The organism is Sinomonas sp. T428B, from assembly GCF_056780155.1.
On record NZ_JBRAZR010000001.1, the window covers coordinates 1,186,404 to 1,212,511 of the forward strand.

Annotated in this window: 26 protein-coding genes; 12 read left to right on the forward strand and 14 right to left on the reverse strand. The window is 72.4% G+C overall.

Annotation, left to right across the window (positions count from 1 at the left end; genetic code table 11):
• The first annotated feature begins 9 nt into the window (after window positions 1-9).
• From ACUYMY_RS05575 to ACUYMY_RS05585, 3 genes are read left to right on the forward strand one after another with little or no spacing between them, the layout of a single operon-like run.
• A complete protein-coding gene (locus tag ACUYMY_RS05575) occupies window positions 10-1,212 on the forward strand; it encodes an AI-2E family transporter (protein WP_481702626.1) in 1,203 nt (400 codons plus the stop codon).
• Between the two features lie 11 nt (window positions 1,213-1,223).
• A complete protein-coding gene (gene ilvA / locus ACUYMY_RS05580; protein ID WP_481704969.1) occupies window positions 1,224-2,477 on the forward strand; it encodes a threonine ammonia-lyase in 1,254 nt (417 codons plus the stop codon).
• 22 nt (window positions 2,478-2,499) lie between these two features.
• On the forward strand, window positions 2,500-3,099 hold the full coding sequence (locus ACUYMY_RS05585) for a rhomboid family intramembrane serine protease (RefSeq protein WP_481702627.1): 600 nt from the start codon (window positions 2,500-2,502) through the stop codon (window positions 3,097-3,099).
• 113 nt (window positions 3,100-3,212) lie between these two features.
• On the opposite strand, the gene greA is transcribed toward ACUYMY_RS05585, so the two are convergent.
• Both greA and ACUYMY_RS05595 read right to left on the reverse strand, forming a co-directional pair.
• Window positions 3,213-3,704, reverse strand: coding sequence for a transcription elongation factor GreA (greA, locus tag ACUYMY_RS05590; RefSeq protein WP_481702628.1), 492 nt, complete (start codon window positions 3,702-3,704; stop codon window positions 3,213-3,215).
• A gap of 220 nt (window positions 3,705-3,924) precedes the next feature.
• On the reverse strand, window positions 3,925-4,338 hold the full coding sequence (locus ACUYMY_RS05595) for a DUF4307 domain-containing protein (RefSeq protein WP_481702629.1): 414 nt from the start codon (window positions 4,336-4,338) through the stop codon (window positions 3,925-3,927).
• 18 nt (window positions 4,339-4,356) lie between these two features.
• On the opposite strand from ACUYMY_RS05595, the gene mca reads away from it, so the two are divergent.
• Genes mca through ACUYMY_RS05610 form a run of 3 tightly spaced genes read left to right on the forward strand, consistent with a single transcriptional unit; the run spans window position 4,357 to window position 7,734 of the window.
• A complete protein-coding gene (gene mca, locus ACUYMY_RS05600; protein WP_481702630.1) occupies window positions 4,357-5,262 on the forward strand; it encodes a mycothiol conjugate amidase Mca in 906 nt (301 codons plus the stop codon).
• A 20-nt stretch (window positions 5,263-5,282) separates the two neighbouring features.
• A complete protein-coding gene (locus tag ACUYMY_RS05605; RefSeq protein ID WP_481702631.1) occupies window positions 5,283-5,564 on the forward strand; it encodes a hypothetical protein in 282 nt (93 codons plus the stop codon).
• Window positions 5,548-7,734 (forward strand): thioredoxin domain-containing protein, encoded by a 2,187-nt coding sequence (locus ACUYMY_RS05610; RefSeq protein ID WP_481702632.1) that lies wholly within the window; start codon window positions 5,548-5,550, stop codon window positions 7,732-7,734. The genes ACUYMY_RS05605 and ACUYMY_RS05610 overlap by 17 nt, the downstream gene beginning before the upstream one ends.
• Before the next feature lie 17 nt (window positions 7,735-7,751).
• On the opposite strand, the gene trhA is transcribed toward ACUYMY_RS05610, so the two are convergent.
• Window positions 7,752-8,423, reverse strand: coding sequence for a PAQR family membrane homeostasis protein TrhA (gene trhA, locus ACUYMY_RS05615; RefSeq protein WP_481702633.1), 672 nt, complete (start codon window positions 8,421-8,423; stop codon window positions 7,752-7,754).
• 123 nt (window positions 8,424-8,546) lie between these two features.
• On the opposite strand from trhA, the gene ACUYMY_RS05620 reads away from it, so the two are divergent.
• Both ACUYMY_RS05620 and ACUYMY_RS05625 read left to right on the forward strand, forming a co-directional pair.
• Window positions 8,547-9,308 (forward strand): isoprenyl transferase, encoded by a 762-nt coding sequence (locus ACUYMY_RS05620; RefSeq protein ID WP_481702634.1) that lies wholly within the window; start codon window positions 8,547-8,549, stop codon window positions 9,306-9,308.
• A 305-nt stretch (window positions 9,309-9,613) separates the two neighbouring features.
• Window positions 9,614-10,987, forward strand: coding sequence for a PhoH family protein (locus ACUYMY_RS05625; protein ID WP_481702635.1), 1,374 nt, complete (start codon window positions 9,614-9,616; stop codon window positions 10,985-10,987).
• On the opposite strand, the gene ACUYMY_RS05630 is transcribed toward ACUYMY_RS05625, so the two are convergent.
• Entirely contained in the window at window positions 10,984-11,658 is a 675-nt protein-coding gene (locus tag ACUYMY_RS05630) for a GNAT family N-acetyltransferase (RefSeq protein WP_481702636.1), read from the reverse strand. The two genes, ACUYMY_RS05625 and ACUYMY_RS05630, sit on opposite strands and share 4 nt — an antisense overlap.
• Window positions 11,659-11,724: 66 nt before the next feature.
• On the opposite strand from ACUYMY_RS05630, the gene ACUYMY_RS05635 reads away from it, so the two are divergent.
• The gene (locus ACUYMY_RS05635) at window positions 11,725-12,237 is read left to right on the forward strand and encodes a prepilin peptidase (RefSeq protein ID WP_481702637.1); all 513 of its coding nucleotides are present in this window, start codon (window positions 11,725-11,727) and stop codon (window positions 12,235-12,237) included.
• 140 nt (window positions 12,238-12,377) lie between these two features.
• Here ACUYMY_RS05635 and ACUYMY_RS05640 read toward each other — a convergent pair whose 3' ends face one another.
• Window positions 12,378-12,857, reverse strand: a complete 480-nt coding sequence (locus tag ACUYMY_RS05640; protein WP_481702638.1) for an NUDIX hydrolase — start codon at window positions 12,855-12,857, stop codon at window positions 12,378-12,380.
• A 332-nt stretch (window positions 12,858-13,189) separates the two neighbouring features.
• Between ACUYMY_RS05640 and ACUYMY_RS05645 the strand changes: the two genes are divergently transcribed.
• Window positions 13,190-14,239, forward strand: a complete 1,050-nt coding sequence (locus ACUYMY_RS05645) for an IS110 family RNA-guided transposase (RefSeq protein ID WP_481702639.1) — start codon at window positions 13,190-13,192, stop codon at window positions 14,237-14,239.
• Window positions 14,240-14,487: 248 nt separating this feature from the next.
• On the opposite strand, the gene ACUYMY_RS05650 is transcribed toward ACUYMY_RS05645, so the two are convergent.
• The 3 genes from ACUYMY_RS05650 to ACUYMY_RS05660 form a co-directional block, all read right to left on the reverse strand.
• Entirely contained in the window at window positions 14,488-15,930 is a 1,443-nt protein-coding gene (locus ACUYMY_RS05650; RefSeq protein WP_481702640.1) for a class II fumarate hydratase, read from the reverse strand.
• A 102-nt stretch (window positions 15,931-16,032) separates the two neighbouring features.
• Window positions 16,033-16,647 (reverse strand): carbonic anhydrase, encoded by a 615-nt coding sequence (locus ACUYMY_RS05655; RefSeq protein WP_481702641.1) that lies wholly within the window; start codon window positions 16,645-16,647, stop codon window positions 16,033-16,035.
• A 35-nt stretch (window positions 16,648-16,682) separates the two neighbouring features.
• A complete protein-coding gene (locus tag ACUYMY_RS05660; protein WP_481702642.1) occupies window positions 16,683-17,303 on the reverse strand; it encodes a DUF4245 domain-containing protein in 621 nt (206 codons plus the stop codon).
• A gap of 146 nt (window positions 17,304-17,449) precedes the next feature.
• Between ACUYMY_RS05660 and glpX the strand changes: the two genes are divergently transcribed.
• On the forward strand, window positions 17,450-18,472 hold the full coding sequence (gene glpX, locus ACUYMY_RS05665) for a class II fructose-bisphosphatase (RefSeq protein ID WP_481704970.1): 1,023 nt from the start codon (window positions 17,450-17,452) through the stop codon (window positions 18,470-18,472).
• Between the two features lie 69 nt (window positions 18,473-18,541).
• Here the strand turns inward: glpX and ACUYMY_RS05670 are convergent, their stop codons facing one another.
• The 5 genes from ACUYMY_RS05670 to ACUYMY_RS05690 all read right to left on the reverse strand — a co-directional run bounded on the left by ACUYMY_RS05670 (window position 18,542) and on the right by ACUYMY_RS05690 (window position 24,277).
• Window positions 18,542-19,525: a lipid II:glycine glycyltransferase FemX gene (locus ACUYMY_RS05670; protein ID WP_481702643.1), complete on the reverse strand. Its 984-nt coding sequence runs from the start codon at window positions 19,523-19,525 to the stop codon at window positions 18,542-18,544.
• Entirely contained in the window at window positions 19,525-20,802 is a 1,278-nt protein-coding gene (manA, locus tag ACUYMY_RS05675; protein ID WP_481702644.1) for a mannose-6-phosphate isomerase, class I, read from the reverse strand. Before manA ends, ACUYMY_RS05670 begins: the two co-directional genes overlap by 1 nt.
• Before the next feature lie 29 nt (window positions 20,803-20,831).
• A complete protein-coding gene (locus ACUYMY_RS05680) occupies window positions 20,832-22,490 on the reverse strand; it encodes an LCP family protein (RefSeq protein ID WP_481702645.1) in 1,659 nt (552 codons plus the stop codon).
• A gap of 63 nt (window positions 22,491-22,553) precedes the next feature.
• Window positions 22,554-23,144: a 5-(carboxyamino)imidazole ribonucleotide mutase gene (gene purE, locus ACUYMY_RS05685; protein ID WP_481702646.1), complete on the reverse strand. Its 591-nt coding sequence runs from the start codon at window positions 23,142-23,144 to the stop codon at window positions 22,554-22,556.
• Window positions 23,141-24,277: a 5-(carboxyamino)imidazole ribonucleotide synthase gene (locus ACUYMY_RS05690; protein ID WP_481704971.1), complete on the reverse strand. Its 1,137-nt coding sequence runs from the start codon at window positions 24,275-24,277 to the stop codon at window positions 23,141-23,143. The genes purE and ACUYMY_RS05690 overlap by 4 nt, the downstream gene beginning before the upstream one ends.
• A 171-nt stretch (window positions 24,278-24,448) precedes the next feature.
• Here ACUYMY_RS05690 and ACUYMY_RS05695 point away from each other — a divergent pair, with 171 nt between their 5' ends.
• Window positions 24,449-25,048, forward strand: a complete 600-nt coding sequence (locus tag ACUYMY_RS05695; protein WP_481702647.1) for a GtrA family protein — start codon at window positions 24,449-24,451, stop codon at window positions 25,046-25,048.
• A 48-nt stretch (window positions 25,049-25,096) separates the two neighbouring features.
• Here the strand turns inward: ACUYMY_RS05695 and ACUYMY_RS05700 are convergent, their stop codons facing one another.
• A complete protein-coding gene (locus tag ACUYMY_RS05700; protein ID WP_481702648.1) occupies window positions 25,097-25,828 on the reverse strand; it encodes a TIGR03089 family protein in 732 nt (243 codons plus the stop codon).
• Between the last annotated feature and the right edge of the window lie 280 nt (window positions 25,829-26,108).

Here is a 26,108-nt window from a genome sequence, read left to right on the forward strand (position 1 = left end):
GATGGGGCCATGGAGCACATCAGCCCAGACCCCGTCGACGCAGCCCATATCCGCCACGCGGCCGCCGAGGCCGCACGCCGACGCCGCTCCTCCCGGCCCGTGACCGACTCCGACCTGCCCTTCGCCCTGCGGATCGCCGCGGCGTGGTCGTGGCGCCTCGGCATCGTCATCCTCCTCGGCGCCGCCGTCGTGTGGGCCCTCGCTCACCTGAGCTTCCTCGTCATCCCGGTCCTCGTCGCCGCCCTCCTCGCAGGCCTGCTCCTGCCCGCCGTGGCCTGGCTGCGGCGGATCGGGATCCCCCGCGGGGCGGCCGTCGCGATCACGGAGATCGGCTTCATCGCGCTCGTTGCCGGCCTCCTGACGCTCGTCGGCCGCCAGCTCACCGCCGGCTTCCGCGAGCTGTGGGACCAGGCGCTCGTGGGCCTCGGCGAGATCCAGCGCTGGCTCGCCGAGGGCCCGCTGCACGTCTCGGAGGGCGATCTGGACGCCTACATCCGGGACGCGCAGAACTTCTTCTCCACGAACCAGGGCACGTTCGTCAGCGGCGTCCTGAGCGTGGGCAGCTCGGCCGGGCATATCGTCACGGGGGCGCTCATCGCGCTCTTCGTGCTCATCTTCTTCCTGCTCGAGGGCGAGCGCATCTGGACGTTCCTCGTCCGGCTCCTGCCCCGGCAGGCCCGGATCCCGGCCGACGGCGCGGGCCGCAGCGGGTGGGCCTCGCTCGTGAACTACGTGCGCGTCCAGGTCCTCGTCGCGGCGGTCGATGCCGTCGGCATCGGCGTGGGCGCCGCGATCCTCGGCGTGCCGCTCGCCCTTCCGCTCAGCATCCTCGTCTTCATCGCGTCCTTCATCCCGGTCGTCGGTGCGCTCGTGAGCGGTGTGGTCGCCGTCCTGCTGGCGCTTGTCGCCAACGGCCTCGTGAACGCCCTCATCATGCTGATCATCGTCCTCGTGGTCCAGCAGGTCGAGAGCCACGTGCTCCAGCCGCTCATCATGGGCCGCGCGGTGGCCCTGCACCCCGTGGCCGTGATCTTGGCGGTCGCCGCGGGTTCCTACCTCGCGGGGATCCCCGGGGCGCTGTTCGCCGTGCCCACCCTCGCCGTCCTCAACGCGGCCGTGCGCTACGTGGCCTCCCGGGCATGGGACACTGAAGTGGTGCCCCCGGACGTCCCCGACGTCCGGCCGGGCCCCGTGTCCACCCAGGAACCCTAGGAGCCATGAGCATGGAAGCCCTCAAGACACTCGCTGTGACGCTGGACGATGTCCTGGCCGCGCAGGAGCTGCTCGAGGGCATTATTGCCAAGACGCCGATCGAGACGTCGAGGGCCCTCGGGCAGATGGTCGGCGGCGAGGTGTACTTCAAGTGCGAGAACCTCCAGCGGGCCGGCTCCTTCAAGGTCCGGGGAGCCTACGTGCGCATGGCCCGGCTCAGCGAAGCCGAGCGGTCCCGCGGCGTCGTCGCCGCCTCGGCGGGCAACCACGCCCAGGGCGTCGCGGTCGCCGCGAAGCGCCTCGGCATCCGCGCGCGCATCTACATGCCCGTGGGCGTCGCCCTGCCCAAGCTCCAGGCGACGCGCAGCCACGGGGCCGAGGTCATCCTGCACGGGCACAACGTCGACGAGGCGCTCGCGGAGGCCAAGAAGTACGCGGAGGAGACGGGCGCGGTCTTCGTCCACCCCTTCGACAACGCTGACGTCGTCGCCGGGCAGGGAACCCTGGGCCTCGAGATCCTCGAGCAGGTGCCCGACGTCGACACGATCCTCATGGGCGTGGGCGGGGGCGGGCTCCTGGCCGGAGTCGCCGTCGCGGTCAAGGCCCGCGCACGGGAGCTCGGCCGCGAGATCCGCGTCATCGGCGTCCAGGCGGAGAACGCCGCCGCCTACCCGCCGTCGCTGGCCGCCGACGCGCTCGTGCCGCTGCAGAGGGTCGCGACGATGGCGGACGGCATCGCCGTCGGCCTTCCGGGCCAGATCCCGTTCAGCATCATCCGCGAGCTCGTCGACGACGTCGTGACCGTGAGCGAGGACTCGCTCGCCCGCGCCCTCATCTTCCTCCTCGAGCGTGCCAAGCTCGTGGTCGAGCCCGCGGGCGCCGTCGGCGTGGCCGCGCTCATGGACGGCAAGCTCGCCGAGCTCGGCATCGACGCGAAGAAGACCGCCGTGATCCTCTCCGGCGGCAACATCGACCCGATGCTCATGCTCAAGGTCATCCAGCGCGGCCTCTCGGCCGCGGGCCGCTTCTTCACCGTCCGCATGATGCTCGACGACCGTCCCGGCTCGCTCGCGACGATCTCGCGCATCATCGCGGAGAACGACGCGAACGTCACCGGCGTCGACCACACGCGCGTCGGCGGCTCCATCAGCATGGGGGACGTGGCCATCACCATCGACATGGAGACGAAGGGGCACGAGCACTGCGAGCAGGTCCTGCGGGCCCTGCGGGCGGAGGGCTTCCAGCCGATCGTCATCCACGTCTGACGGCCCGGTCGAAGGAGGGGGCATGGGGGGAGGACTGGCAGGCAGGGCCCGCGTGGGGCTCCTCACGATGGCGCTGGTCACGGCCGTGCTGTACGCGATCCAGATCGTGAACATGGCCACGCTCGGGTTCCTGAGCAGGACCTTCGGGATCCGGCCCCGGGACGTCGGGAGCCTGCCGGACATCCTCACGTCCCCGCTCGTGCACGACCCGACGAACTGGAACCACCTCGCGGCCAACACGCTGCCTCTCGTGGTCTTCGGCTTCCTCGCGTTCCTCGCCGGGCTGCGCCAGTTCCTCACCGCCGTGGCCCTGTCCTGGCTCGCCTCGGGGGTGGGCGTGTGGCTCTTCGGCGGGAGCCTCTTCGGCTTCCCCTCCGTCACGGTAGGCGCCTCGGGGGTGATCTTCGGCCTCTTCGGCTTCCTCCTCGTGCGCGGGTTCTTCAACCGCAGCTGGGGGCAGATCCTGCTCGCCGTCGCCCTGTTCATCGCCTACGGCGGCGTGCTGCTCGGCGTCCTGCCCAGCGTGGGCCGGGGGATCTCGTGGCAGGCCCACTTCTTCGGCCTCGCGGGCGGGGTCGTCGCGGCGCTCGTGCTGCGCCCCCGCGAGCGCGCCGCCGCCTGACGCGCACCGGGCCGAGCTACCGGGGCACCCCGCACACGACGACGGCGCCGCACCCCGGGCGGGGAACGGCGCCGTCGTGCGCGCGGCGGCTGCCGGCGCGGGTCGCGTAGGGGTCAGCCGTTGTACGGCGTCGCCGAGATGATCTCGACGGGGATCTCGCGCCCGTTGGGCGCGGTGTACGAGAGCTTGTCGCCCTGCTTGTGGCCCACGATCGCGGCGCCGAGCGGGGACTTCTCGCTGAACACGTCGATGTCCGAGCCGTCGGCGATCTCGCGCGAGCCGAGCAGGAACTTCTCCTCGTCGCCGGCGATCTTCGCCACGACCAGCATCCCGGGCTCCACGACGCCGTCGTCCGCAGGCTTCTCGCCCACGTGGGCGTTGCGCAGGAGGTCGCTCAGCTGGCGGATGCGGGCCTCGATCTTGCCCTGCTCCTCCTTGGCGGCGTGGTAGCCGCCGTTCTCCTTCAGGTCGCCCTCCTGACGGGCGGCCTCGATCTTCTCGACGATCTCATGGCGGCCGGCGCCCGAAAGGTGGTCCAGCTCCGCCTTGAGGCGGTCGTACGCCTCCTGCGTCAGCCAAGGGCCGCCGTGGGTAGTGGTGGACATGTCGTCTCCTCGTCGCGTCTCCATGCAAAGACCCCGCCAACGGCCTGCGCGCACCCCCCAGAGGCGGATGCCTCGGGAGCGCTTCTGGCCACCGGCGGGGCAATGGGTATTCGTACATTCTAGTGACCGCCCAGTCCGAACCCAAGCCGGGCGCTTGGCGTGTCCCGTTCGCCCTCCGCCGAATCCGGGTTCAGCCTGACTGTGCCCTGCCTTACGGCGTTCAGCCCGATGTCGTCCAGCAGGAGTCCACGACGGCGGCGACCGCGGCGCTCTCGGTGCGCAGGGGGACGGTCAGGGAGGACGTGACCACGCCGCTGCGCTCGGGCTCGGGGCCGATCCGGACTTCCTTCCAGCCCACGACCGCATAGGTCTCGGAGAGGGCCTTGACCGCGCACACGGCGGTCGCCGAGGCGTCCTTCGAGACCTCAAAGTCGATCTCCGCGCGCCCGGCGCCCTCGGTCCGGAAGCCGACGTCCTTGAACGACACGCCCGGAGCGCTCGTGCCGGCGGCGAGCCACACGGCCACCGCGATGCCCGCGAGCAGGCCCAGGGCGATGAGGATCCGCGCCGTCCTCCGCGTCAGCATCCGCCGCGGGGCTCCGTAGCGGGCGGCGAGCGCGGGGTTCTGGGTCACCCGTCTATTCTAGGAGGCGTGCGAGAGAACCACGGACCCCTGCGGCTCCTGGCCGTCCACGCCCATCCCGACGACGAATCCAGCAAGGGCGCGCCCATGATGGCGAAGTACCTTGCCGAAGGCCACGAGGTCATGGTGGTCTCCTGCACCGACGGCTCCCGGGGGGACATCCAGAACCCCCACCTCGTCGACGCGCCACACCCCAAGCGGGACATGGCCGGGGCCCGGCGCCTCGAGATGGCCGAGGCGCAGCGCATCCTCGGCGTCCAGCACCGCTGGCTCGGCTTCACCGACTCGGGCCTGCCCGAGGGCGACCCGCTCCCGCCGCTGCCGTGGGGCTCCTTCGCGACGCTCCCGCTCGAGCAGGCCGCCGCGCCGCTCGTGCGGCTCGTGCGCGAGTTCCGGCCGCACGTCGTCGTCGCGTACGACGAGAACGGCGGCTACCCGCATCCCGACCACATCATGGCGCACCGCGTCGCCGTCGAGGCCTTCCACGCCGCCGCGAAGCCGGACGCCTACCCCGGCACGGGCGAGCCGTGGGAGCCCGCCAAGCTGTACTACGACGTGCCCTTCAACCCGGAGAGGGTGCGCAGGATCCATGACGCGCTCGCCGCGGCCGGCCTCGAGTCCCCGTACGCCGACTGGATCGCGCGCGAGGCGGAGAACGACGCCGAGGGGCACCGGCCGTGGCGCTCGCGCCACCCGGTCACGACCCAGGTCGAGTGCGCCGAGTACTTCGACGTCCGGGACCGGGCCCTCCTGGCGCACGGGACGCAGATCGACCCGGACGGCTGGTTCTTCGCCGTCTCCCTCGAGCTGCGGCAGCGGGAATGGCCCTGGGAGGACTACTCGCTCGTGTCCTCCTCGGTGGGCTCCCCGGCCGAGGGCGAGACCGAGACGGACCTGTTCGCAGGGCTACGCTAGCGCAGGGCTAGGATAGACCGGTGCAGAACCTCCTCATCGCCCTCACGTCCACCCCCAGCCCGGACGGGACGCTGCGGCCGGGCCTGACGGAGGACCAGATCAGCCCCGGGACGTGGGGGTTCCTGCTCACCGCCTTCGTCGTCGTCCTGACCATCGTCCTCATCGTCGACATGGTGCGCCGCCTCCGCCGCGTGCGGTACCGGGCCCAGGTCGAGGAGCAGCGCGCGGCCGCCGCCGGCGAGTCGGAGGGGACTGAGGGGTCCCAGGGTCCCGAGGAGCGCAGGGATGGCGCCGGCGCCTAGCGGCGGCAACCGCCTCGCCGGGGCCGCGTCCGCCTACCTGCGCCAGCACGCGGACAACCCCGTGCACTGGCAGCCCTTCGGCGACGAGGCGTTCGCCGAGGCCGCCCGGCGCGACGTGCCGGTCTTCGTCTCGATCGGCTACGCCGCCTGCCACTGGTGCCACGTCATGGCCCACGAGTCCTTCGAGGACCCCGCGACGGCCGAGCTGCTCAACGCCGGCTTCGTGAGCGTCAAGGTCGACCGCGAGGAGCGCCCCGACGTCGACACCGCCTACATGGCCGCGTGCCAGGCCATGACGGGGGAGGGCGGCTGGCCCCTGAGCATCTTCACGCTCCCCGACGGGCGCGCGTTCTACGCCGGCACCTACTTCCCGCCCCGGCCGCACCCGAGCCGGCCGAGCTTCCGGCAGGTGCTCGAGGCGGTCGGCGAGGCGTGGCGGGAGCGGCGCGACGCCGTCGAACGCCAGGCCGCGGACCTCGCCGCGGGCCTCGGCGGGCTCTTCTCCGCCCAGCTGCTGCGCCTCGACGAGCCCGGCGGCGGCCCGGACGACGCCGAGCTCGCGGCGCTCGCGACCGCCGCCGTCGTGGGCCTGGGCCGGGCGGAGGACGGCACGCACGGCGGGTTCGGCGGCGCGCCGAAGTTCCCGCCGTCGCCCGTGCTCGAATTCCTCCTCCGGCACGCCGCCGGCGGCTCCCCGACCGCCGCGGCGGCCCGCGCCCTGGCCGGGCGCACCCTCGCCGCCATGTGCCGCTCGGCGCTCTTCGACGTGCTCGGCGGCGGCTTCGCGCGGTACTCCGTCACGGCGGACTGGTCGCTCCCGCACTACGAGAAGATGCTCTACGACAACGCCCAGCTCCTGCGCTCGCTCGCGCACTGGGCGCGGCTCGGCGGGTCCGAGGAGTTCCCCGAGGCCGAGGCGCGCGGCGCTGCCGCGCTCACCGCGGACTGGCTCGTGCGCGAGCTCGGGCTGCCGGGCGGCGGCTTCGCGTCCTCCCTCGACGCGGATTCCGAGCGGGACGGGGAGCACATCGAGGGCGGCTACTACGTCTGGACCGAGGCCGAGCTCGCCGAGGCCGCCGGGGCGGACGACGGCGCGCGGCTGGCCCGGATCTTCGGCGTCGCCGAGGTGCCCGGCCGGCCGCACGCGGCCCCGCACCTCGCAGCCCATGGCGAGGAGCGCTACGGCAGGCCGCTGCACGCGGGCCGGGAGCTCGGCGCCGAGGAGCGGGAGCTCCTCGAGCGGCACCGGGCCGCCCTGCTGGCCGCCCGGACCCGACGCCCCGCGCCGTCGCGCGACGACAAGGCCGTGGCCGGCTGGAACGGCCTCGCTGTCGCGGCGCTCGCCGACACCGCCGTCATCCTCGAACGCCCGGACCTGCTGGACGAGGCCCGCCGCGCGGCGCTCCTGCTCGCCGACGCCCACTGGGACGGCACCCGCCTCACCCGGGTCACGCACGACGCCGCGCCCTCTGGGGTCGAGGGCCTGCTCGCCGACTACGCCGGGTGCGCCGAGGGAGCCCTCGCGCTGTACGCGGCGACGGGCGAGGAGCGCTGGTTCTCGTGGGCGGGGGAGCTCCTCGCCGCGGCCCAGGCCCGATTCGTCGCGGACGGCCTGCTCTCCGACGTCGCGGTGGGGGAGGCATCCGCCGGCAGCGGGGCCGCGCTCGGCGGTGCCCGGATGCTCGACGCGATGGACAACGAGGCCCCGGGCGGGACGTCCCTGCTGGCGGGCGCGCTCCTGGCCCACGCGGCCTACACGGGCTCGGTGGAGGACCGCGCAGTGGCGCGGGCGCTCCTCGCGGCCCTGCCCGGGCTCGTCCGGCAGTCCCCGCGCGTGGCCGGCTGGTTCCTCGCGGTCGCGGAGGCCGCGGTGGCCGGGCCGCTCGAGGCCGCCGTCGTCGGCCCGCTCGAGGGCCCGCGTGCGGACGACACGCGCCGGCTCCACCGTGCGGCGCTCCTGTCCCCGAGCCCCGGGCTCGTCGTCGCCCTCGGCAGTGCCGGGGAGGCGCCGGACGCCGCGGACGGCGGGCCGCGCGCCGTCGTGCCCCTGCTCGAGCACCGCCCCGCAGCGCCCGACGGCGGGCCGCTCGCCTACGTGTGCCGCGGGTTCGCCTGCCGGCTCCCCGTCGCGACGCCCGAGGAGCTCGCGGAGCAGCTGGCCCGGGCCTAGGCCGGGGGAGCCTCCGGCTACCCGGCGGGCGTGCCGAGCACGGCGAGGGCGATCGCGACGAAGTGGGTCCCGAAGCCGGCCACCGTGAATGCGTGGAAGACCTCGTGGAAGCCGAAGTGGTGGTAGCTGGGGTTCGGGCGGCGGATGCCGTAGGAGACCGCGCCCGCGATGTAGAACGCGCCCCCGGCGCAGATGAGGACGGCCGCGGGGACGCTCGCGGTGAAGAACTGCGGCAGGAACAGCAGCGCCGCGCAGCCCAGGACGACGTAGGCGGGGACGTAGAGCCAGCGCGGCGCACCGTGCCAGAGGACGCGGAACGCGACCCCGACGAGCGCGCCGGCCCAGACCGCCGTCAGGAGGGCGGTGCCCGCGGGGCCGGGGAGGAGCACCGACGTGAGCGGGGTGTACGTCCCTGCGATCACGAGCATGATGTTGGCGTGGTCGAGACGCTTGAGCGCCGCCCTGACCCCCGGGGTCCACGTGCCGCGGTGGTACAGGGCGCTCACGGTGAAGAGCAGCAGGCCGGTCGCGGCGTAGACGGCGCAGGCGGCCTTGCGCTCCATGGGCGCGAGGGCGACGAGCGTGGCGCCGGCCATGAGGGCGATGGGAGCCATCACGGCGTGGATCCAGCCCCGCCACGAGGGTTTGACCGCCAGGAGCTCGGCTCGACTCGGGAGTGGGGGCTGCATCCATCGAGTCTACCCCTACCAACTGGTAACAAGCGGCGGGAGGGGAGCCGGGTGCTGCGGTAGCCTTATGAGCGACAGCGGCACGCCCGGCCAGGGCGCGGATTCCTACGGGCGGGAGGGGCATTGGAACTGCCCGGATTCCTCTACGGCTACTACGAGCGGAGGCTCCAGCGCTCGCTCAGCCGGGACAGCATCCCCGGGCACATCGGCGTCATGGTCGACGGCAACCGCCGCTGGGCCCGCCAGTTCAACGCGCCCACGAGCCAGGGGCACCGCGCCGGCGCTGACAAGATCCACGAGTTCCTCGGCTGGTGCCGCGAGCTCGGAGTGCGGGTCGTGACCCTGTACATGCTCTCTACCGACAACATGAGCCGCTCGAGCGAGGAGCTCTCCGAGCTCACGGCGATCATCGCCGAGACGCTCGACCGGCTCGACGAGGACCCGACGGTCTCGGTGCACGCGATGGGCGCGCCCGAGCTGCTCCCGGACCACCTCGCCGAGCGGCTCGACCGGCTGACCGCGAAGCCCAGCCCCTCGGAGCCGCTGCACGTCAACGTCGCCGTTGGCTACGGTGGGCGGCGCGAGATCGTCGACGCCGTGCGGCTGCTCCTGCGCGATGCCGTCGCCAGCGGCGAGGACATCGAGGCCCTCGCGACGCGGCTCGACGTCGAGGACATCTCCCGCTATCTCTACACCGCGGGCCAGCCCGACCCCGACCTCGTGATCCGCACCTCGGGGGAGCAGCGGCTCTCGGGCTTCCTCATGTGGCAGAGCGCCTACAGCGAGTTCTACTTCTGTGAGGCCCTCTGGCCCGCCTTCCGCAAGGTCGACTTCCTCCGGGCCCTTCGCGACTACGCGGGCCGCCAGCGCCGCTTCGGGACCTGAAGTCACAATCGTGTGGTTCACCTGACACTCCCTCCCAGTTCACACGCCCGTTACGGCCGCGGGCGTAGTGTGTCCGCATCGGAGGGCACCCGCCCACCGACGGGGAGGCCGTACATGGACACTGCGCAGCAGTTCCGGGAGGCCGGCACCGGCCTCGCGGCCGATCCGGTCCTCGAGGAGAACTGACCGGGCCTGGCCCGGGGGCTGGAGTCGATGTGACGAGCACAGAAGTACTGGCTGGAGGAACGGCGCCGCAGGCGCGAGGGGGCGCCTCAGGCCACACGGCCACCACGACCGAGAGCCCCATGACCGGCACCGCGCGGACCGCAGCGGAGGCCGGTCATTCCGTCTCAGCCCAGCACACGCCGCGCAGCACGCACGGCAGCGGCGTCCGCATGAGCTACGTCCTGGACACGTCCGTCCTGCTGTCCGATCCCCGTGCGCTCCTGCGCTTCGCCGAGCACGAGGTGGTGATCCCCGTCGTCGTGATCACCGAGCTCGAGGGCAAGCGGCACGATCCCGAGCTGGGCTACTTCGCCCGCAAGGCGCTGCGGCTGCTCGACGAGCTGCGCGTGCAGCACGGGAGCCTCAACCGGCCGGTGCCGCTCGGCGCCGACGGCGGGACGCTCGTCGTCGAGCTCAACCACATCTCGGCCGACGTCCTGCCCGCCGGGTTCCGCAGCGGCGACAACGACGCGCGGATCCTCGCCGTCGCGCAGAACCTCGCCAACGAGGGCCGCACGGTCACGCTCGTGTCGAAGGACCTGCCCCTGCGCGTCAAGGCCTCGGCGATGGGGCTCGACGCCGACGAGTACCGCAACGAGCTCGTCAAGGACTCGGGCTGGACGGGGGTGGCCGAGGTGGACGCGGGCGAGGCGGAGGTCTCCGCGCTCTACGGGCACGAGCCCGTCTTCATCCCCGCGGCCGCCGAGATGCCCGTCAACACGGGCCTCGTGATCCTGTCCCCGCGGGGGTCGGCCCTCGGCCGGGTCGGGGCCGACAAGCAGGTCCGGCTCGTCAAGGGGGACCGGGACGTGTTCGGGCTGCACGGCCGCTCCGCGGAGCAGCGGCTCGCGATCGATCTGCTCATGGACCCGGGGGTGGGGATCGTCTCGCTCGGCGGCAAGGCCGGCACCGGCAAGTCGGCGCTGGCGCTGTGCGCGGGCCTCGAGGCGGTCATGGAGCGCCGCGAGCACAAGAAGGTCGTCGTCTTCCGGCCGCTCTACGCGGTCGGGGGCCAGGAGCTCGGCTACCTGCCCGGTTCCGAGACGGAGAAGATGAACCCGTGGGCGCAGGCCGTCTTCGACACGCTCGGGGCGCTCGTGAGCTCGGACGTCATCGACGAGGTCATGGACCGCGGGATGCTCGAGGTGCTGCCCCTGACGCACATCCGCGGCCGGTCGCTGCACGACTCGTTCGTGATCGTGGACGAGGCCCAGTCGCTCGAGAAGAACGTGCTCCTGACCGTCATGAGCCGGATGGGCCAGAACTCGAAGATCGTCCTGACCCACGATGTCGCCCAGCGGGATAACCTCCGCGTGGGCCGGCATGACGGCATCGCGGCCGTGGTCGAGACCCTCAAAGGCCACCCGCTCTTCGGGCACGTGACCCTGACCCGCTCCGAGCGCTCGCCGATCGCGGCGCTCGTGACGGAGCTCCTCGAGGGCGCCGAGATCTAGAACCCCTGTCGACGGCTGTCCGCGATGCCGAGGAAGGCGGCGGCCTCTTGGCCGCCGCCGACCTCGAGCTCCCACTGTGGGCGGCGGAATTCCTGCGCGAGCAGGCGGAGCCTGAGCTCGCGTTCGACGACGCCGGGCCGGGTCACGTGCCGGGCCTCGCCGTTGGGCTCGTACCCGAGCTTCCGGCTCACTCCCAGCGAGGCCGCGTTCCAGTCGAAGGCCGCGGTCTCGGCGATCTCCGCCCCGAGCCAGTCGAACGCCCACATCAGGACGGCCGCGCGCATCTCCGCGCCGTAGCCATTGCCCTGTTCCTCGCGGCGGAGCCACGATCCGGTGTCGACCGTCCGGCGGTCCGCGAAGCGGGAGGCGCCGACATCCTGCGCGCCGAGCAGCGCGCCGTCGTGCGCGAAGACGCCGAACTGGACGGTCCACGCCTCGGCGGACAGCTCCGATCGGCGCCCCCACACCCAGCGCGCCGTGTTCGCGGCGAGCTCCCCGGCCGGCGCGTCCGTCCAGGGCGCCGCGAAGGGCGTGCGTGCTGGGTCGTGGATCCCGGAGGCTGCGGCCTCTGCCAGGGCCGGGAGGTCGTCGTCGCGCAGCGGCCGCAGGGTGAGCCGCGGCGTGACGAGGCGGAGCCGGAAGAGCGGCCAGACGTCATCGAGCGTGAGCATCCCGCCACGCTAGCGCACGCCGTGGCGGGGTGCCGCGACCGGCGGAGGGTCAGGTAGGGTCCGAGTGTGACCCACCGTCTGCCTGAGCTCTGGGCCGAGAGCCCGCTCGCGTTCTGGCTCGTCGTCGCCTGCCTGTGCTATTTCGCGTGGATGGCCGCGCGCCTGGCCGTGATCGACATCCGCAGCCATCTGCTGCCCAACCGGATCGTCCTGCCGAGCTACTGGACCGGCATCCCGCTCGCGCTCGCCGCGGCCCTCGGCTCGGGGGCGTTCGAGCTCGGCGGACTCCTGCGGGTCGCCGGCGGCGGGGCCCTTCTGTGGGTCGTGTACTTCGTCCTGCGGGTCGTGTACCCGGCCGGGATGGGCTTCGGGGACGTCAAGCTCGCGGGCGTCCTCGGGCTCTACCTCGGCTTCCTGAGCTGGAACCACTTGTTCTGGGGCACGGCGGCGGCGTTCATCCTCGGCGGGCTCTACGGGATCGGGATCATCGTGGCCCGGCGGGGCACCGCGAAGTCAGCGATCCCCTTCGGCCCGTTCATGCTCGCGGGGGCCGCCCTCGCGCTCCTGCTCCCGGCCTGAACGCCGTCCTGCCCCTGCCCCCTAGGGATCCGGGGTCACCTCTCAAGGATGCGGGGTCACCTCTCAAGGATGCGGGGTCACCTCTCAAGGATGCGGGGTCACCTCTCAAGGATGCGGGGTCACCTTTCAGCGATGCGGGGTCAGTTGAGGGGCTCCACGAAATGCGTGCGCCTCGTCGGATCCAGCGTCCACTCGATGGCGCGGCGATGCAGCGGCGGAAGGTCCGGAAGCTCGTCCGGCGAGAACCAGCCGACCTCGAGATTCTCGTCGTCGGCGACCCGCGCCTCGCCCGAGAGGTACCGGCACCCCATGACGACGTCGAGGTACTGCGCATGGTCACCGTTCGGGTACACGACGGGTGCGGTCGTCCCCACCCCTGCCACATGCGTGACCTCGACGGCGACGCCCGTCTCCTCGAGCACCTCGCGCACCGCCGTGGCGGCCGGCTCCTCGCCGGGCTCGACGATGCCGGCCGGGACAGTCCACCGTCCGTTGTCGGCCCGGCGCACGAGGAGCAGGCGCCCGCCGTCGTCCGTCACGACTGCCTTGACCCCGGGGAGCCACAGGGGATGGCCGCCAATCTTGTCGCGCAGGGCCAGGATGAAGTCGGGAATCGGCATGGTCCCAGCCTAAGGGGAGCACGACGGCGGCCGCGGCCTCGTGAGAGGGCCGCGGCCGCCGTCGTACTCGCCGAGGTGACCTTGGTGTGATGCTCTCTGGTGCCGGGGCGTTCCCGGTGGTTGGATCCTTCCGTCCGAGGGCGTCTGGCTCTTGAAGTGACTGCCGCGGTGGGCGGCTTGTGCGGGTTCTGCCGGCGCCCCCGGAGGGAAGGGTTCCGGTCGGCAATGGCTTGATAGGAGCGTGGAGTGCGCTTCCCCACCAAGGTGTGCCCGCCGACCGGTCCCGACCCGAGCCCCTGCAAGTTGCGGATTGAAAGGGAGGGTCACTGACCATGGTCGTGGTCCTGGGCATTGACGTCCATAAGAAGACCCACACGTTGGTCGCGGTCGACGGCAACGGCCGGCGCCTGGACGAGATCACCGTCCCGGCAACCGCTGCCGGACACCGCCAAGCACTGGCCTGGGCCATCGGACTGGGCGACGGCGAGCGGATCTGGGGGATCGAGGATTGCCGGACCGTCTCCGCGCGACTCGAGGCCGAGCTGGCCGCGGGGGAGCACGTGGTGCGGGTCCCGGCGAAGCTGACCGCACGCACCCGCGCCTCGGCCCGGACCCGGGGGAAGTCGGACCCGATCGACGCCCTCGCCATCGCCAGGGCGGTCCTGCGCGAGCCCGGCCTGCCCGGCCCAGCGCACGATGCCGCCGCCGAGGAGCTGAAGCTGCTGGTCGACTACCGCGACGCGGTGGTCGGCGAACGCACCCGGGACGAGAACCGGCTGCGCGAGCTCCTGCAGCGCCTGGACCCCGAGCGGGAGCCCGCGCCGCGGACCCTGGACCGGGCCAAGGTGCGCGCCGCCTTGGCCCGGTGGCTCCACGGCCAGGCCGGCGTGGTGGCGCGGATCGCCCGCGACGAGCTGGCCCGGATCGAGGACCTCACCGCGAAGATCGCCGCGTTGGGGAAGGAGATCGCCGCGCTGGTCAGGGATTGCGCCCTGCTGCAGATCCGCGGCTGCGGGCCGCTGTCGGCCGCCCGGCTGATCGCCGATACCGGCCCCGTGGCCCGGTTCCGGTCCGCGGACGCGTTCGCGATGTTCAACGGCACCGCGCCGATCCAGGCCTGGTCCGGGGCCACCCACGGCAGGGTCAGGCTCAACCGCGGCGGCGACCGCAAGGCCAACGCCGCCCTGCACCGGATCGCCGTGACCCAAGCCCGCCTGCCCGGCCCCGGACAGGACTACTACAAGCGCCAGCTCAGCTCCGGCAAGAGCAGGCGCGAAGCCCTGCGCTGCCTCAAACGCCGGATCAGCAACACCGTCTACCGGGCCCTGCTCGCCGACGCCCATACCCACGAAAACAGCAGCTCCCTCCCAGCCGCCGCCTGACCACCACTACAAGGCCCGTCCCCGATCCAGGCTGCCCGCCCGATGGCCGCAGCCGAGGTCAAGGCTGGCCGCAGGCCACCCGGAAGGCCCCGGCCTTGACCACGGCAAGGACACGGGCACACTCACAGCCCGAGGAACGGGCCGCCCATTGACATAGGAGCAACCCGCAACGCAGGGAGGTGACCCCGCAACGCTGGGAGGTGACCCCGCAACGCTGGGAGGTGACCCCGCAACGGGACCGCGGGGGGTCAGGCCTTGGCCGGGCCCGTCATGGTCGTGACGTCGAGGGCCTTGTCGAGCTCGGCCTCCGAGACCTTGCCCTCGCCCTCGCCGACGAAGCCGAGCTTCTCGGTGGCCTGGCGGATGGTCAGCCCCTCCTTGACGGCGGTCTTGGCGATCTTGGCCGCGTTCTCGTAGCCGATGTACTTGTTCAGCGGCGTCACGATCGACGGCGAGGCCTCCGCGAGGAAGCGCGCGCGCTCGACGTTGGCGGTGATGCCGTCGATCATCTTGTCCGCCATGACGCGCGAGGTGTTCGCGAGCAGGCGGATGGACTCGAGCAGGTTCGCCGCCATGACCGGGATGCCGACGTTGAGCTCGAACGCGCCGTTCGTGGAGGACAGGGCGATCGTCGTGTCGTTGCCGACCACCTGGGCGGCGACCATGATGGCGGCCTCGCAGATGACCGGGTTGACCTTGCCCGGCATGATCGAGGAGCCCGGCTGGAGGTCCGGGATCGCGATCTCGCCGAGGCCCGTGTTGGGGCCGGAGCCCATCCAGCGCAGGTCGTTGTTGATCTTGATGAACGAGTACGCAATGTTGCGCAGCTGGCCCGAGGCCTCGATGAGGCCGTCGCGGTTGGCCTGGGCCTCGAAGTGGTCGCGCGCCTCGGTGATGGGCAGCTTGGTGTCCGCCGCGAGGAGCTCGATGACGCGCTGGGGGAAGCCAGCCGGGGTGTTGATGCCGGTGCCGACGGCGGTGCCGCCCAGCGGGACCTCGGCGACGCGCGGCAGCGAGGCGTGGATGCGCTCGACGCCGTAGCGCACCTGGGCGGCGTAGCCGCCGAACTCCTGGCCGAGGGTCACCGGCGTGGCGTCCATGAGGTGCGTGCGGCCGGACTTGACGACGTCCTTGAACTCCTCTGCCTTGCGCTCGAGCGAGGCGGCGAGGTACTCGAGGGCCGGGACGAGGTCGTTCAGGAGGGCGTCCGTCGCGGCGACGTGCACGGACGTCGGGAACACGTCGTTCGAGGACTGCGAGGCGTTGACGTGGTCGTTCGGGTGGACCGTCGTCGTGCTGCCGGCGTCCTCGAGGGCGCGGCTCGCGAGCTCGGCGAGGACCTCGTTCGTGTTCATGTTGCTCGAGGTGCCGGAGCCGGTCTGGAACACGTCGATCGGGAAGTGCGCGTCGAACTCGCCGGACGCGACGCGGTCGGCGGCGGCCGCGATCGCCTGGGCGCGCTCGTCGTCGAGCACCCCCAGCTCGGCGTTGGCGAGGGCGGCGGCCTTCTTGACGCGCGCGAGGGCCTCGATGTGCTTGCGCTCGAGGGTCTTGCCCGAGATCGGGAAGTTCTCGACGGCGCGCTGGGTCTGGGCGCGGTAGAGCGCCGAGGCGGGGACACGCACCTCGCCCATCGTGTCATGCTCGATGCGGTAGTCGGTGGCAGGGGCCTGCACTGCGGAGTCAGTCATGGGACCCAGAATAGTCCCGCGCGGAGCGGCCCCGACCGGCGTGCGACGGAGATCACCGACGCCGCCGACGCCGGGGCCGCTCCCTCACGGAGGCGGCCGGCGTCAGACGTCGCCGACGCCGGAGACGAGCTCGGCCTTGCCCTCCTTGAGGCGGTAGCACACGCCCAGGACGGCCGTGCGGCCCTCCTCGACGGCCTCGGCGAGCACCTGGGAGGTCTCGAGGAGGCGCTTGCCCGTCTGCTTGACGTGCTCGACGACCGTCTCGTTGATGTCGGTCACGCCGTTGCGCTGCGCGGTGAGGACCGAGGGCATGATCCGTTCGACGAGATCGCGCACGAAGCCGGTGGGCATCTCCCCGGTCTCGTACGCGCCGACCGTCGCCGTGACGGCGCCGCATGAGTCATGGCCGAGGATCACGATGAGCGGGGTGCCGAGCACGCCGACCGCATACTCGAGCGAGCCGAGCACGGCCTCGTCGATGACCTGGCCGGCCGAGCGCACGACGAAGGCGTCGCCGAGGCCGAGGTCGAAGATGATCTCGGCGGCGAGGCGCGAGTCGGAGCAGCCGAAGATGACGCAGAAGGGGTTCTGGCCGCTCACGAGTTCGTCGCGGCGGGCGGCGTCCTGATTGGGATGGCTGGTGGTGCCATCCACGAAGCGCTGGTTGCCTTCGCGCAGAGCGCGCCAGGCCTGGGCAGGGGTAAGAGTCTCGGGCACGGGGGCTACTTTAGCGGGGCCCGGGCGAGGCCCGCCTAGCGGGTTGCCGATGTGACGACGGACTCAGCCAGGACGTCGAGCTCGGCGAAGCCGGCCGAGCCGCTCAGGACCACCGTGGTGCCCTCGACCTGCCCCACGAGGCTCTTCTCGATCCCCGGCTTGTCGTACAGCGTCCACTCGACGCCGCCGACCTCGCGGGTGCCGGTCACAGGCGCCTGCTTGACCTGGGTCAGGAGCCACGTGGGGTTCGCCGTCGCTGTCTGGACGAGCGAGACGAACTGCTGCTCCGGCGTCACCCACCCGACGTCCCAGTGCGAGACGCCGTCGGCGCCCGCGGCGCTCCAGCGCGCGTAGTTGGGGGAGTAGCCCTCGGGCAGGGCAGGCGCCACCGGGTCGAACCCGGCCACCGGGGCCGCGTTGCGGGCGACGGCGGCGACGTCGACGGCGGGCCGGTAGCCGTCGGTCTTGGGAGCGGCATTGAGCAGCACGACGGGCAGGAACGCGAGGACGCTCACGGCGAGGGCCAGGATCATGCCGATGACGCTCGCGTTTGCGCGCTTGGCCGCGGCGGCGGTGATGACGGGCTTGGCGGGAACGTCCGTCCGGGGCGCTTCCGGCGTCTGCGGCGTCTGGGGGGAGTGGTCGGTGCTGCTCACCCCTCCATGGTCCCGCACTCGTGGCCCCGCGGCGAACCGGACGCCCCCGCTGTGAGCTGCGTCATCGTCTCGGACCCGCGGGGCCGGGAAGACTATGATCATCACAAAGCCCGCTCGAAGAAGAGGTCACCGTGCCCGAAGCGCCGATCGACAGCCAGTACTCGACCCTGTCCAGCTCCCTCAACGTCGGAGTCGACGAGCCGGACCGCAACCTCGCCCTCGAACTCGTCCGCGTCACGGAGGCCGCCGCCATCGCGGGCGGCCACTGGGTGGGCTTCGGCGACAAGAACAAGGCCGACGGCGCCGCCGTGGACGCTATGCGCTCCTTCCTGCACACCGTGCACTTCAACGGCGTGGTCGTGATCGGCGAGGGCGAGAAGGACGAGGCGCCCATGCTCTTCAACGGCGAGCGCGTCGGTGACGGCACGGGCCCCGAGGTGGACGTCGCCGTCGACCCGATCGACGGCACGCGGCTGACGGCCATGGGCATCAACAACGCCCTCGCGGTCCTCGCGGTCGCCGAGCGCGGCACGATGTTCGACCCGTCCGCGGTGTTCTACATGGAGAAGCTCGTCACGGGCCCCGAGGCGGCGGACCTCGTGGACCTGCGCCTGCCCGTCAAGCAGAACCTGCACCTCATCGCCAAGGCCAAGGGCGTCAAGATCAACCAGGTCACGGTCTGCGTCCTGGACCGCGACCGCCACAAGCCGCTCGTGGAGGAGATCCGCGCCGCAGGCGCGCGCACGAAGTTCATCATGGACGGCGACGTCGCCGGCGCGATCGCCGCGGCCCGCTCGGGCACCGGCGTCGACGCGCTCATGGGCGTCGGGGGCACGCCGGAGGGCATCGTCGCGGCGTGCGCGATCAAGTCCCTGGGCGGCGTCATCCAGGGCCGGCTCTGGCCGACGAGCGACGAGGAGAAGCAGAAGGCGCTCGACGCCGGCCACGACCTCGACCGCGTCCTGACCACGAACGACCTCGTCACGAGCGACAACTGCTACTTCGCCGCGACCGGCATCACGGACGGCGATCTGCTCCGCGGCGTGCGCTACGAGAAGAACCGGGTCAAGACCCAGTCGATCGTCATGCGCTCGAAGTCCGGAACGGTCCGCTTCGTCGACGCCGAGCACCACGCGAGCAAGTGGGAGCCCTGGGCCCGCCAGGCCTGAGCGCACCCTGCTGAAAGATGCGGCCCGCCCCCGTCCAGGGGCGGGCCGCAGGCCCTGCTGCCGCCGGCTTCAGCCGCGCTGCAGCAGGGCCTTTCCGCGTGAGAGGACGGTCCGGGCCACCGAGCGGACGATCCCGCGCACGTTCCGCACGCCCTGGTAGGCGGCGTACCGCGCCCGGTTGACGGGCAGGTCCCACGTGCCGGTGCGGGAGACCTCCTGGCCCCCGAAGGACTTCTTGAACGCGCTGAACCCGGCCCAGCGGTGGCCCGGCTGGTCGCTGGGCGCGACCCCCCAGAGGTCGACCCACGTGAGCCCCTTGGCCTTCGCGTCCAGGATGAGGGCGACGACGAGCGGGATGCCCGCGCTGAGCCTGCGGTGCTCGTCGTCGATCGCCGCGTGCGCGTAGGTGCGCGTGTCCGCGGTGTCGTAGACGAGCGCCGCGGCGATCGGCGTGCCCTCGAGCTCGGCGATCCAGAGGCTCGCGGCCCCGGGGGGCATGAGCGTCTGCGCGACGGTCCGCAGGTAGGAGTCGCTCTGGGGCGTGAAGGCGCCCCTGGCCGCGGTGGAATGGAGGAACCCGAGCAGGATCTCAAGCTCCGCCGGGTCCTGGCTCGAGCGGATCGAGACGCCCTTCTTGTGGATGTTGCGGTGCAGGTTCCGGTTGGTGGGCTTCATGGCCCCGAGGATGTCCTTCTCGTCCCCGCGCAGGTCGATGACCCACGTCAGCTCGGGCTGCTGGTTCGAGGGGGCGCGAGTGAGGCCGAGCGCGCGCAGGCCGGCCGCCGCCTCCTCGTCCAAGGGGGCCTCGACGGGCTCGACGCGCACGGCCATCGCCCCGAGGCGGCGCGCCTCGCCCGCGAGGGACGCGAGGGCCGCGCGCAGGGCCTCGGCGGTCTCGGCCACAGGGCCGTAGGGGGCATAGAGGATGGTGCCGAGAGCGTTGCGCTCGAGCGTCGCGAGGTAGCGCCAGCCGGATCCGGCGCGCTCGACGACGGTCCGCCCGAGGGCGCGCTGGACCTCGCCCCACAGGGGCGTCTGGAGGAAATGCTCCATCAGGCGCGCACCCCCGCGTCCCGGGCCTCGATCCGGTGGACGGCGAGGCCCGTCGTGACGGCGAACGCGAGCGTGCCGCCGGGGCCGGGATGGGCGACGGCGGGGGCCTCCGAGGCGGGGATGAACGCGCTGTCCCCGCGATGCAGGGCGAGGTCGCCCCGCGGCGAGTCGAGGGTGAGGCTCCCCCTCACGCACAGCACGACGGCGGGGCCGGACTGCGCGACGGGCACCGGCTCCCCGCCGGGGGCCGCATCGATGCGCTGCAGCTGGAACTCGGCGAACGGCGGCCGGTACACCTCCTGCCCGAGCTCGGACTCCTCCGCCGCCAGGCGGGGAACCCCGACGGCCGCGAAGACCACGGTGCGCAGGAGCTCGGAGATGTCGACGTGCTTGGGCGTGAGCCCGCCCCGCAGGACGTTGTCGGAGGAGGCCATGACCTCGATCGCGAGGCCCTTGAGGTACGCGTGCACGTTCCCCGCAGCGAGGTAGAGGGCCTCCCCGGGGGCGAGGGAGACGCGGTTGAGCATGAGCGAGACGAGCACGCCCGGGTCCGAGGGGTACTCGTCGGCGAGCTCCACGATGGTGAGCATACCGGGGTCCTGGGTGCCCGAGGCGGCGACGGCCGCGGCTGCCGCGTCCACGCACGCGTGCACCTGGTCGCCGCCGGCGATGAGCCGTGCGAAGGCCGTGCGGAGGGCGTCGGCCTCGTCGGGGGTGCGCAGGAGCTCGGCCACCTGCTCCGTGACCTCGGCCGCCTCCTCGTCGCCCTTGGCTGTCAGGAGGGCCGTGAGCTCCTCGAAGAGGACCGCGGCCTCGCCGGGCGCCCGGAAGCCGGAGAGCGCCTCGAACGGGGTGAGCGCGAAGACCAGCTCGGGCTTGTGGTTGTCGTCCCGGTAGTTCCGGTGCGGGGCCGCGCGGTCGATGCGCGCGGCCTCCTCGGCCGCGAAGCCTGCCCGGGCCTGCTCGAGCGTGGGGTGGACCTGGAGCGAGAGCGGGCCGTCCGCCGCGAGGACCTTGAGCAGGAACGGCAGCCGCGGCCCGAAGGCCTCGACGCTCTCGGGCCCGAGCGTGCCGGCCGGGTCGGCGGCGATGAGCTCCTCGAGCGTCCTGGCGGAGCCCGCGCGCTGGTCATCGGCGAGGACCGACGGCGCGCCCGGGTGCGCCCCGATCCACAGCTCGGCCTCGGGGCCGCCGCTCGGGACCCGCCCCAGCAGGGCCGCGATCGCGGTCTTCGAGCCCCACGCGTAGTCGCGCAGGGTGTTGTGCAGCAGGTGCATGTGAGGGGTCCTCGCTGTTCCAGGCGGTCTCAGAGGGGCGTGCATTCGCCGTTGCCGGCGACGATCGCCGTCAGGAGGTCGTTCTGTCCGGTGCTGAAGAGGTAGTTCAGCCGCTCCGCCGTGACGGGGACGCCGTCGGGGCCGATGTCGTTGTAGGGCCCGGCCGGCACGCGGGCTCCCTGCACGGGGACGGCGGGCACGAGTCCGGGAGCCGCCAGCCCGACGCCGCCGGCGAGGCCCGCGCCGCCCGCGACGGGCGCCGTCGTCCGCGCCGCGCCAGTCCCAGAGCCGGCCGCGGAGCCGGACGAGGCGCTCGGCGAGCTCTTCCCCGTGCTCGCGGCGATGACCTCGTCGACCCTGGCGTGGATCGCGTCGAAGTCGGGGTACGTCGGGAAGGACGCGTCGAAGTCGGGCGGGCCGATCACGAGGCGGTTCACGGGCTCGCCCTTGCCCTCGAGCGCGAGGTCCACGAAGCTCCCGAGCTGGGACGAGGAGATGTTGGACTCGACGACCTTCGTCCCGGCGTTGGCGATCTCCTGGAACTTGGTCAGCACGGCGGCCGGGCTGAGCTGGTTGATCATGGCCTGCTGGATGCACTGCTGGCGGGCGATGCGGTCGTAGTCGCTCGCGAACTCGCGGCTGCGCCCGTACCAGAGGGCGTGGAAGCCGTCGAGGGTCTGCTCGCCCGGGGCGATCCAGCCCTCCGGCTGGGCGTGCGTGCCGGACTCGTCGAGGGACGCGCCGCTGATGGGGACCCAGCCGCCGGCCTTGACGCGCACGCCGCCGAGGGCGTCGATGAGCTGCTCGAAGCCGCCCATGTCCACGATCACGTAGGCCTGGATGGTCAGTCCGAGTGTCCCCGAGACGGCCTCCATCGTGGCCTGCGCGCCCGGGTCGTCGGAGTCCGGGTAGAGGTCGCGGTACTTCTCGTTGACCTCGGTGTTGATCGCGTTGATGAGGCACTCGTCGCCGCAGCTGTAGCCGTCCGGGTAGACCCTGCGCATGGGGGAGCCCTCGGCGAACTGCGCGTTCTGGAGGTTGCGCGGAATCGAGATGAGGGCCGTGCGGCCCGACTGCGCGTCGACGCTGATGACGGAGAGGCTGTCCGGCCGGCGGCCGAGCCGGTCGGCGCCGGCGTCGCCGCCCAGGACGAGGAAGTTGTACCGGCCCTCGACAGGCTCGATCGCCGGGCCGCCGCCGAAGATGCTGCTGATCGCGCCGCGGCCGACCCCGATGAGGTAGGCCGCGTAGCCCAGGCTCCCGCTCGTGAGCACCATCGAGGCGACGAGGGCAACGACGATGACGGGCCGCATGCGCCTCTCGAGCAGCGGGACCCGGATGAGTCGCAGCGTGTTGAGGAACAGCGCCGCCCAGGCCACGGCGAGCAGCACGAGGACCGCGATCACGATGAGCGAGATGACCGGGTGCGTGACGATGGTCAGCGCCGCGGCCCGGTTCACGAGGCCGACGACGAGCAGCAGCAGGAGCACGGCCCACGCCCCGAGGGTCACGGCCAGGGCGCGGCGGGCCAGCCGGCGGCTGCCCGCGACGAGCTGGGCGCTGCCGGGCAGGACCACGGTGAGGACCAGGAGCATGACCGCCCGCTTGGTGAGGACCGACGGCGGCGCCGACTCAGGGTGGCGAATCGGGTCCGTCTGGTGCATGCGGCCGGGGCTGTGCAGGGCCATGCTCCTCCTTGCTGTCCTGGCTGCTGTCTGGGCTGCTGTCCTGGCTGCGGTTCCGGCTGCGCCCTAGCGGGCGCTCCGGGCCTGGGCGTGGCCGGCGGCGAAGACATCCGCGACCTTGTGCCGCAGGGCCTCGCCCTTGCGGGTGGCGGTCGCGTTGAGCTCGGCGGCGAACTCCGTGAGCTCGCCGGCGAGGCGCTCGCCGAGCTCGTCAGGTGCCGAGGCCAGGAGACGGACGGCGAGGAGGCCCGCGTTGCGCGCGCCGCCGATCGAGACGGTCGCGACCGGCACGCCGGCGGGCATCTGCACGATCGACAGCAGGGAGTCCATGCCGTCGAGCGTCTTGAGCGGCACGGGGACGCCGATCACCGGGAGGGTCGTGACCGAGGCCAGCATGCCCGGCAGGTGGGCGGCCCCGCCGGCGCCGGCGATGATCGCGCGCAGGCCCCGCTCGCGCGCGCTCTTGCCGTACGCGATCATCTCCTCGGGCATGCGGTGCGCGGAGACGACGTCCGCCTCGAACGGGACGCGGAACTCTGCGAGGACGTCCGCAGCGGCCTCCATGACGGGCCAGTCCGAGTCCGAGCCCATGACGAGCCCGACGAGGGGCTGGGCCGTGTCCTGGGCTGGCGTACCCTGCGCTGCGTGCGTGCTCATGCGTTCTCCTCGGCCGTGGCAGTCGTGGGTGCTCCGTCGCGGACGATCGCGGCCACCCGGGAGGCGCGGGCGCGCAGGTCCTCGGGGTCGGAGCCAGGCCCGCCGACGAGGTTGACGTGGCCGATCTTGCGGCCGGGGCGCACGGTCTTGCCGTAGCTGTGCACCTTGGCCGCGGGATCCGCCGCGAGCGCGGCGGGGTAGGCGCTGTAGAGGTCCTGGTTCGCGCCGCCGAGGTAGTTCTTCATGACGGCCCAGTCGCCGAGGACGTCAGTCGCTCCGAGGGGCAGGCCGAGGACGGCGCGCAGGTGCTGCTCGAACTGGCTCGTCACCGACCCGTCCTGGGTCCAGTGGCCCGTGTTGTGCGGGCGCATCGCGAGCTCGTTGACGAGGAAGCCGGCTCCGCGGCCGGGGGTCTCGAAGAGCTCCGCGGCCATGACCCCCGTGACGCCGAGCTCCTCGGCGATGCGCAGGGCTGCCGACTGGGCGGCCTCGGCCACCTCGGGGTCGAGGCCCGGGGCGGGCGCGATGACCTCGTCGCACACGCCGTTGACCTGGATCGTGTGGACCACGGGCCAGGCCCGGGACGCGCCGTCGGGCGTGCGGGCCACGAGCGCGGAGAGCTCCCGCGAGAACTCGACCATCTCCTCGGCGAGGAGCGGGGTCATCGTGCCGAACCAGTCGATCGACTCCTCGGCGTCAAGGGGCGAGCGCAGGACGCGCACCCCCTTGCCGTCGTAGCCGCCGCGGGGCGTCTTCAGGACGATCGGCCACCCGATCCGCTCGCCGAACTCGACGAGCTCCTCGACGTGGTGGACCGCGGCCCAGCGCGGGTTGGGCAGGCCGAGTTCGTCGATGGCGGCGCGCATCCGCAGCTTGTCCTGGGCATGCACGAGCGCGGCCGGGCCGGGCTGGATGTTCACCCCCTCGTCAATGAGCTGAGCGAGGTGCTCGGTCGGCACGTGCTCATGGTCGAAGGTCAGGACGTCGACGCCGCGGGCGAACTCGCGCAGGTCCTTGAGGCTGCGGTAGTCGCCCACGGGGGCGCTGGGGACGGCGGGGACGGCCGAGACGTCCTCCGCTTCGGCGAGGACGCGCAGTTCGAGGCCGAGGGCGGTCGCGGCGGGGGCCATCATGCGGGCAAGCTGGCCGCCGCCGACGACACCGATCACAGGAAAACTCACCCCCACAGCCTACCCAACCGGCTGCGGCCCCTCGGGCCGCTCCAAGGACGCGGCGGTACAATTCACGAGCCCGTGCCGCGTTCGGCCTGCCCGCGGGAGGCCGGACACCATCTGTGGAGGATCATGATCAGCACCATTTCCGACCGCCTGCGCGGCCTCGTCTCGCTCTTCTGGCGTGAGGTCGCCAAGTTCGGAACGGTCGGCGGGATCGCCTTCGTGATCGACTCCGCGGTGTTCATCTGGCTGCTCAATGGGCCCCTGCACAGCGGCGAGGTCTGGGCCAAGTCCATCGCAACCGTCGTGGCGAGCATCTTCTCGTGGGTGGCCAACCGCTACTGGACCTTCCGGCACCGCAAGCAGGCCAACGCCGTCCGCGAGGCCGTCATGTTCGCGATCATGAACGGCATCGGCCTGCTCATCGCGGCCGGCTGCGTGGGCTTCACGAAGTACATCCTCGACATGACGGACAAGGTCTCGATCTTCGTGGCCGGCTCGATCGTCGGGCTCATCCTCGGCACGATCTTCCGCTTCTTCGCCTACCGCTTCTGGGTCTTCAACGAGGAGCTCGACGCCGAGCCCGGCTTCGAGGCGGACCACGAGCTCATCGAGATCCACCACCATCCCGAGCACCGGGCGGTCCCGGGCGCTGCGGCGCGGAATGCCGCAGCGCGGGACAGCGCGCCCGACGTCCCGATCGAGGGCCGGGCCGCCGACGGGAGCTGAGCGCCCGGGCCTGATCGCCGGGGGCCTGATCGCCCCTGGCGTGACCGCTCAGGCCGTGACCTGCTCGGTCTGGCGGAGGTGCTCCGTGTCCTCGACGTCGGGATGCAGGAGGACGGCCGAGCCGTCGGCCGCCCACGCCCCCAGGAGGCCGGCGAGGACCGAACGCAGCCCGTCGCTGGAGGAGAGCAGGACCCGGGCACCGGCACTCGTCGACGTCGCGAACTCGTCCAGCAGCGAGGATTGGGTGAAGGACCCGTCCACGGTCCGCAGGGCCTCGTCGCCGGGCGAGGGGACATCGAAGGGGTCGAAGGAGTCCGCGAACTGGCGCACGAGCGCCGCGTAGTCGAGTGCGCCGTCGGGCAGCGGCCCGGGATACGCGGTCTCGAGGGCCCCGAGGGCGACGGCGACGCGCGCCCCGGTCCGCGCACGGGCCTGCCCCGCCCCTGACAGCGCCGGTCCGCCTTCGGCCGAGGCGTCCGGCGGGCCGACGAACGTGACGTCGGCGTCGCCGTCGTCGTCCACGACGATGGCGCCCGCCTGCCATGCGGCGAGGGCGACGACGGCGGTCTTCCAGTGCGGGGGCAGCTCGAGCCGCACGCGGGTGCCCGGCTCGGCGTCGAGCTCCTCCGTGAGGAGGTTCGAGGTCTTGGAGACCCAGTTGTCCAGAACGCGCCCTGAGAGCTCGACGCGCTCGCCTCCCGGGCCGTACCAAGTGAGCCGCGGGGCGCCGGAGTTGCCGCTGCGCAGGCGGTGGAGCAGGTCAAGGATCGTGGAAGCCATGGACCCCATTCTTGCCCGTGGGCAGGGCGAGGCGGAACGGCCCGGAAGCGGCCGGCCGCAAATGGCCTCGCAAAAGTCCGGGGAAATTCTGCCGGCGCGTCCGCGGGCGGCGGGAACTCTTCACCCGACGTGGTCGTTGCCACGTTTTGGGAGCGCATCTCTCGGGTATTCCCAGCGGGGAACAGGTGAGGAATCATCGAGGCAAAGCGGATGAAATTCCCGTCGTACGCCACGGCCCACACCGGCCGCGTCCGGCATGGGCCTGGGGGCGTGACGCACA

Bases quoted from the DNA above. Each gene is read 5' to 3' on its own strand.
- ACUYMY_RS05575 (WP_481702626.1), top strand. From the start codon at position 10: ATGGAGCACATCAGCCCAGACCCCGTCGACGCAGCCCATATCCGCCAC.
- ilvA (WP_481704969.1), top strand. From the start codon at position 1,224: ATGGAAGCCCTCAAGACACTCGCTGTGACGCTGGACGATGTCCTGGCC.
- ACUYMY_RS05585 (WP_481702627.1), top strand. From the start codon at position 2,500: ATGGGGGGAGGACTGGCAGGCAGGGCCCGCGTGGGGCTCCTCACGATG.
- greA (WP_481702628.1), bottom strand. From the start codon at position 3,704: ATGTCCACCACTACCCACGGCGGCCCTTGGCTGACGCAGGAGGCGTAC.
- ACUYMY_RS05610 (WP_481702632.1), top strand. From the start codon at position 5,548: ATGGCGCCGGCGCCTAGCGGCGGCAACCGCCTCGCCGGGGCCGCGTCC.
- trhA (WP_481702633.1), bottom strand. From the start codon at position 8,423: ATGCAGCCCCCACTCCCGAGTCGAGCCGAGCTCCTGGCGGTCAAACCC.
- ACUYMY_RS05625 (WP_481702635.1), top strand. From the start codon at position 9,614: ATGACCGGCACCGCGCGGACCGCAGCGGAGGCCGGTCATTCCGTCTCA.
- ACUYMY_RS05630 (WP_481702636.1), bottom strand. From the start codon at position 11,658: ATGCTCACGCTCGATGACGTCTGGCCGCTCTTCCGGCTCCGCCTCGTC.
- ACUYMY_RS05640 (WP_481702638.1), bottom strand. From the start codon at position 12,857: ATGCCGATTCCCGACTTCATCCTGGCCCTGCGCGACAAGATTGGCGGC.
- ACUYMY_RS05645 (WP_481702639.1), top strand. From the start codon at position 13,190: ATGGTCGTGGTCCTGGGCATTGACGTCCATAAGAAGACCCACACGTTG.
- ACUYMY_RS05650 (WP_481702640.1), bottom strand. From the start codon at position 15,930: ATGACTGACTCCGCAGTGCAGGCCCCTGCCACCGACTACCGCATCGAG.
- ACUYMY_RS05670 (WP_481702643.1), bottom strand. From the start codon at position 19,525: ATGGAGCATTTCCTCCAGACGCCCCTGTGGGGCGAGGTCCAGCGCGCC.
- manA (WP_481702644.1), bottom strand. From the start codon at position 20,802: ATGCACCTGCTGCACAACACCCTGCGCGACTACGCGTGGGGCTCGAAG.
- ACUYMY_RS05680 (WP_481702645.1), bottom strand. From the start codon at position 22,490: ATGGCCCTGCACAGCCCCGGCCGCATGCACCAGACGGACCCGATTCGC.
- purE (WP_481702646.1), bottom strand. From the start codon at position 23,144: ATGAGCACGCACGCAGCGCAGGGTACGCCAGCCCAGGACACGGCCCAG.
- ACUYMY_RS05690 (WP_481704971.1), bottom strand. From the start codon at position 24,277: ATGATGGCCCCCGCCGCGACCGCCCTCGGCCTCGAACTGCGCGTCCTC.
- ACUYMY_RS05695 (WP_481702647.1), top strand. From the start codon at position 24,449: ATGATCAGCACCATTTCCGACCGCCTGCGCGGCCTCGTCTCGCTCTTC.
- ACUYMY_RS05700 (WP_481702648.1), bottom strand. From the start codon at position 25,828: ATGGCTTCCACGATCCTTGACCTGCTCCACCGCCTGCGCAGCGGCAAC.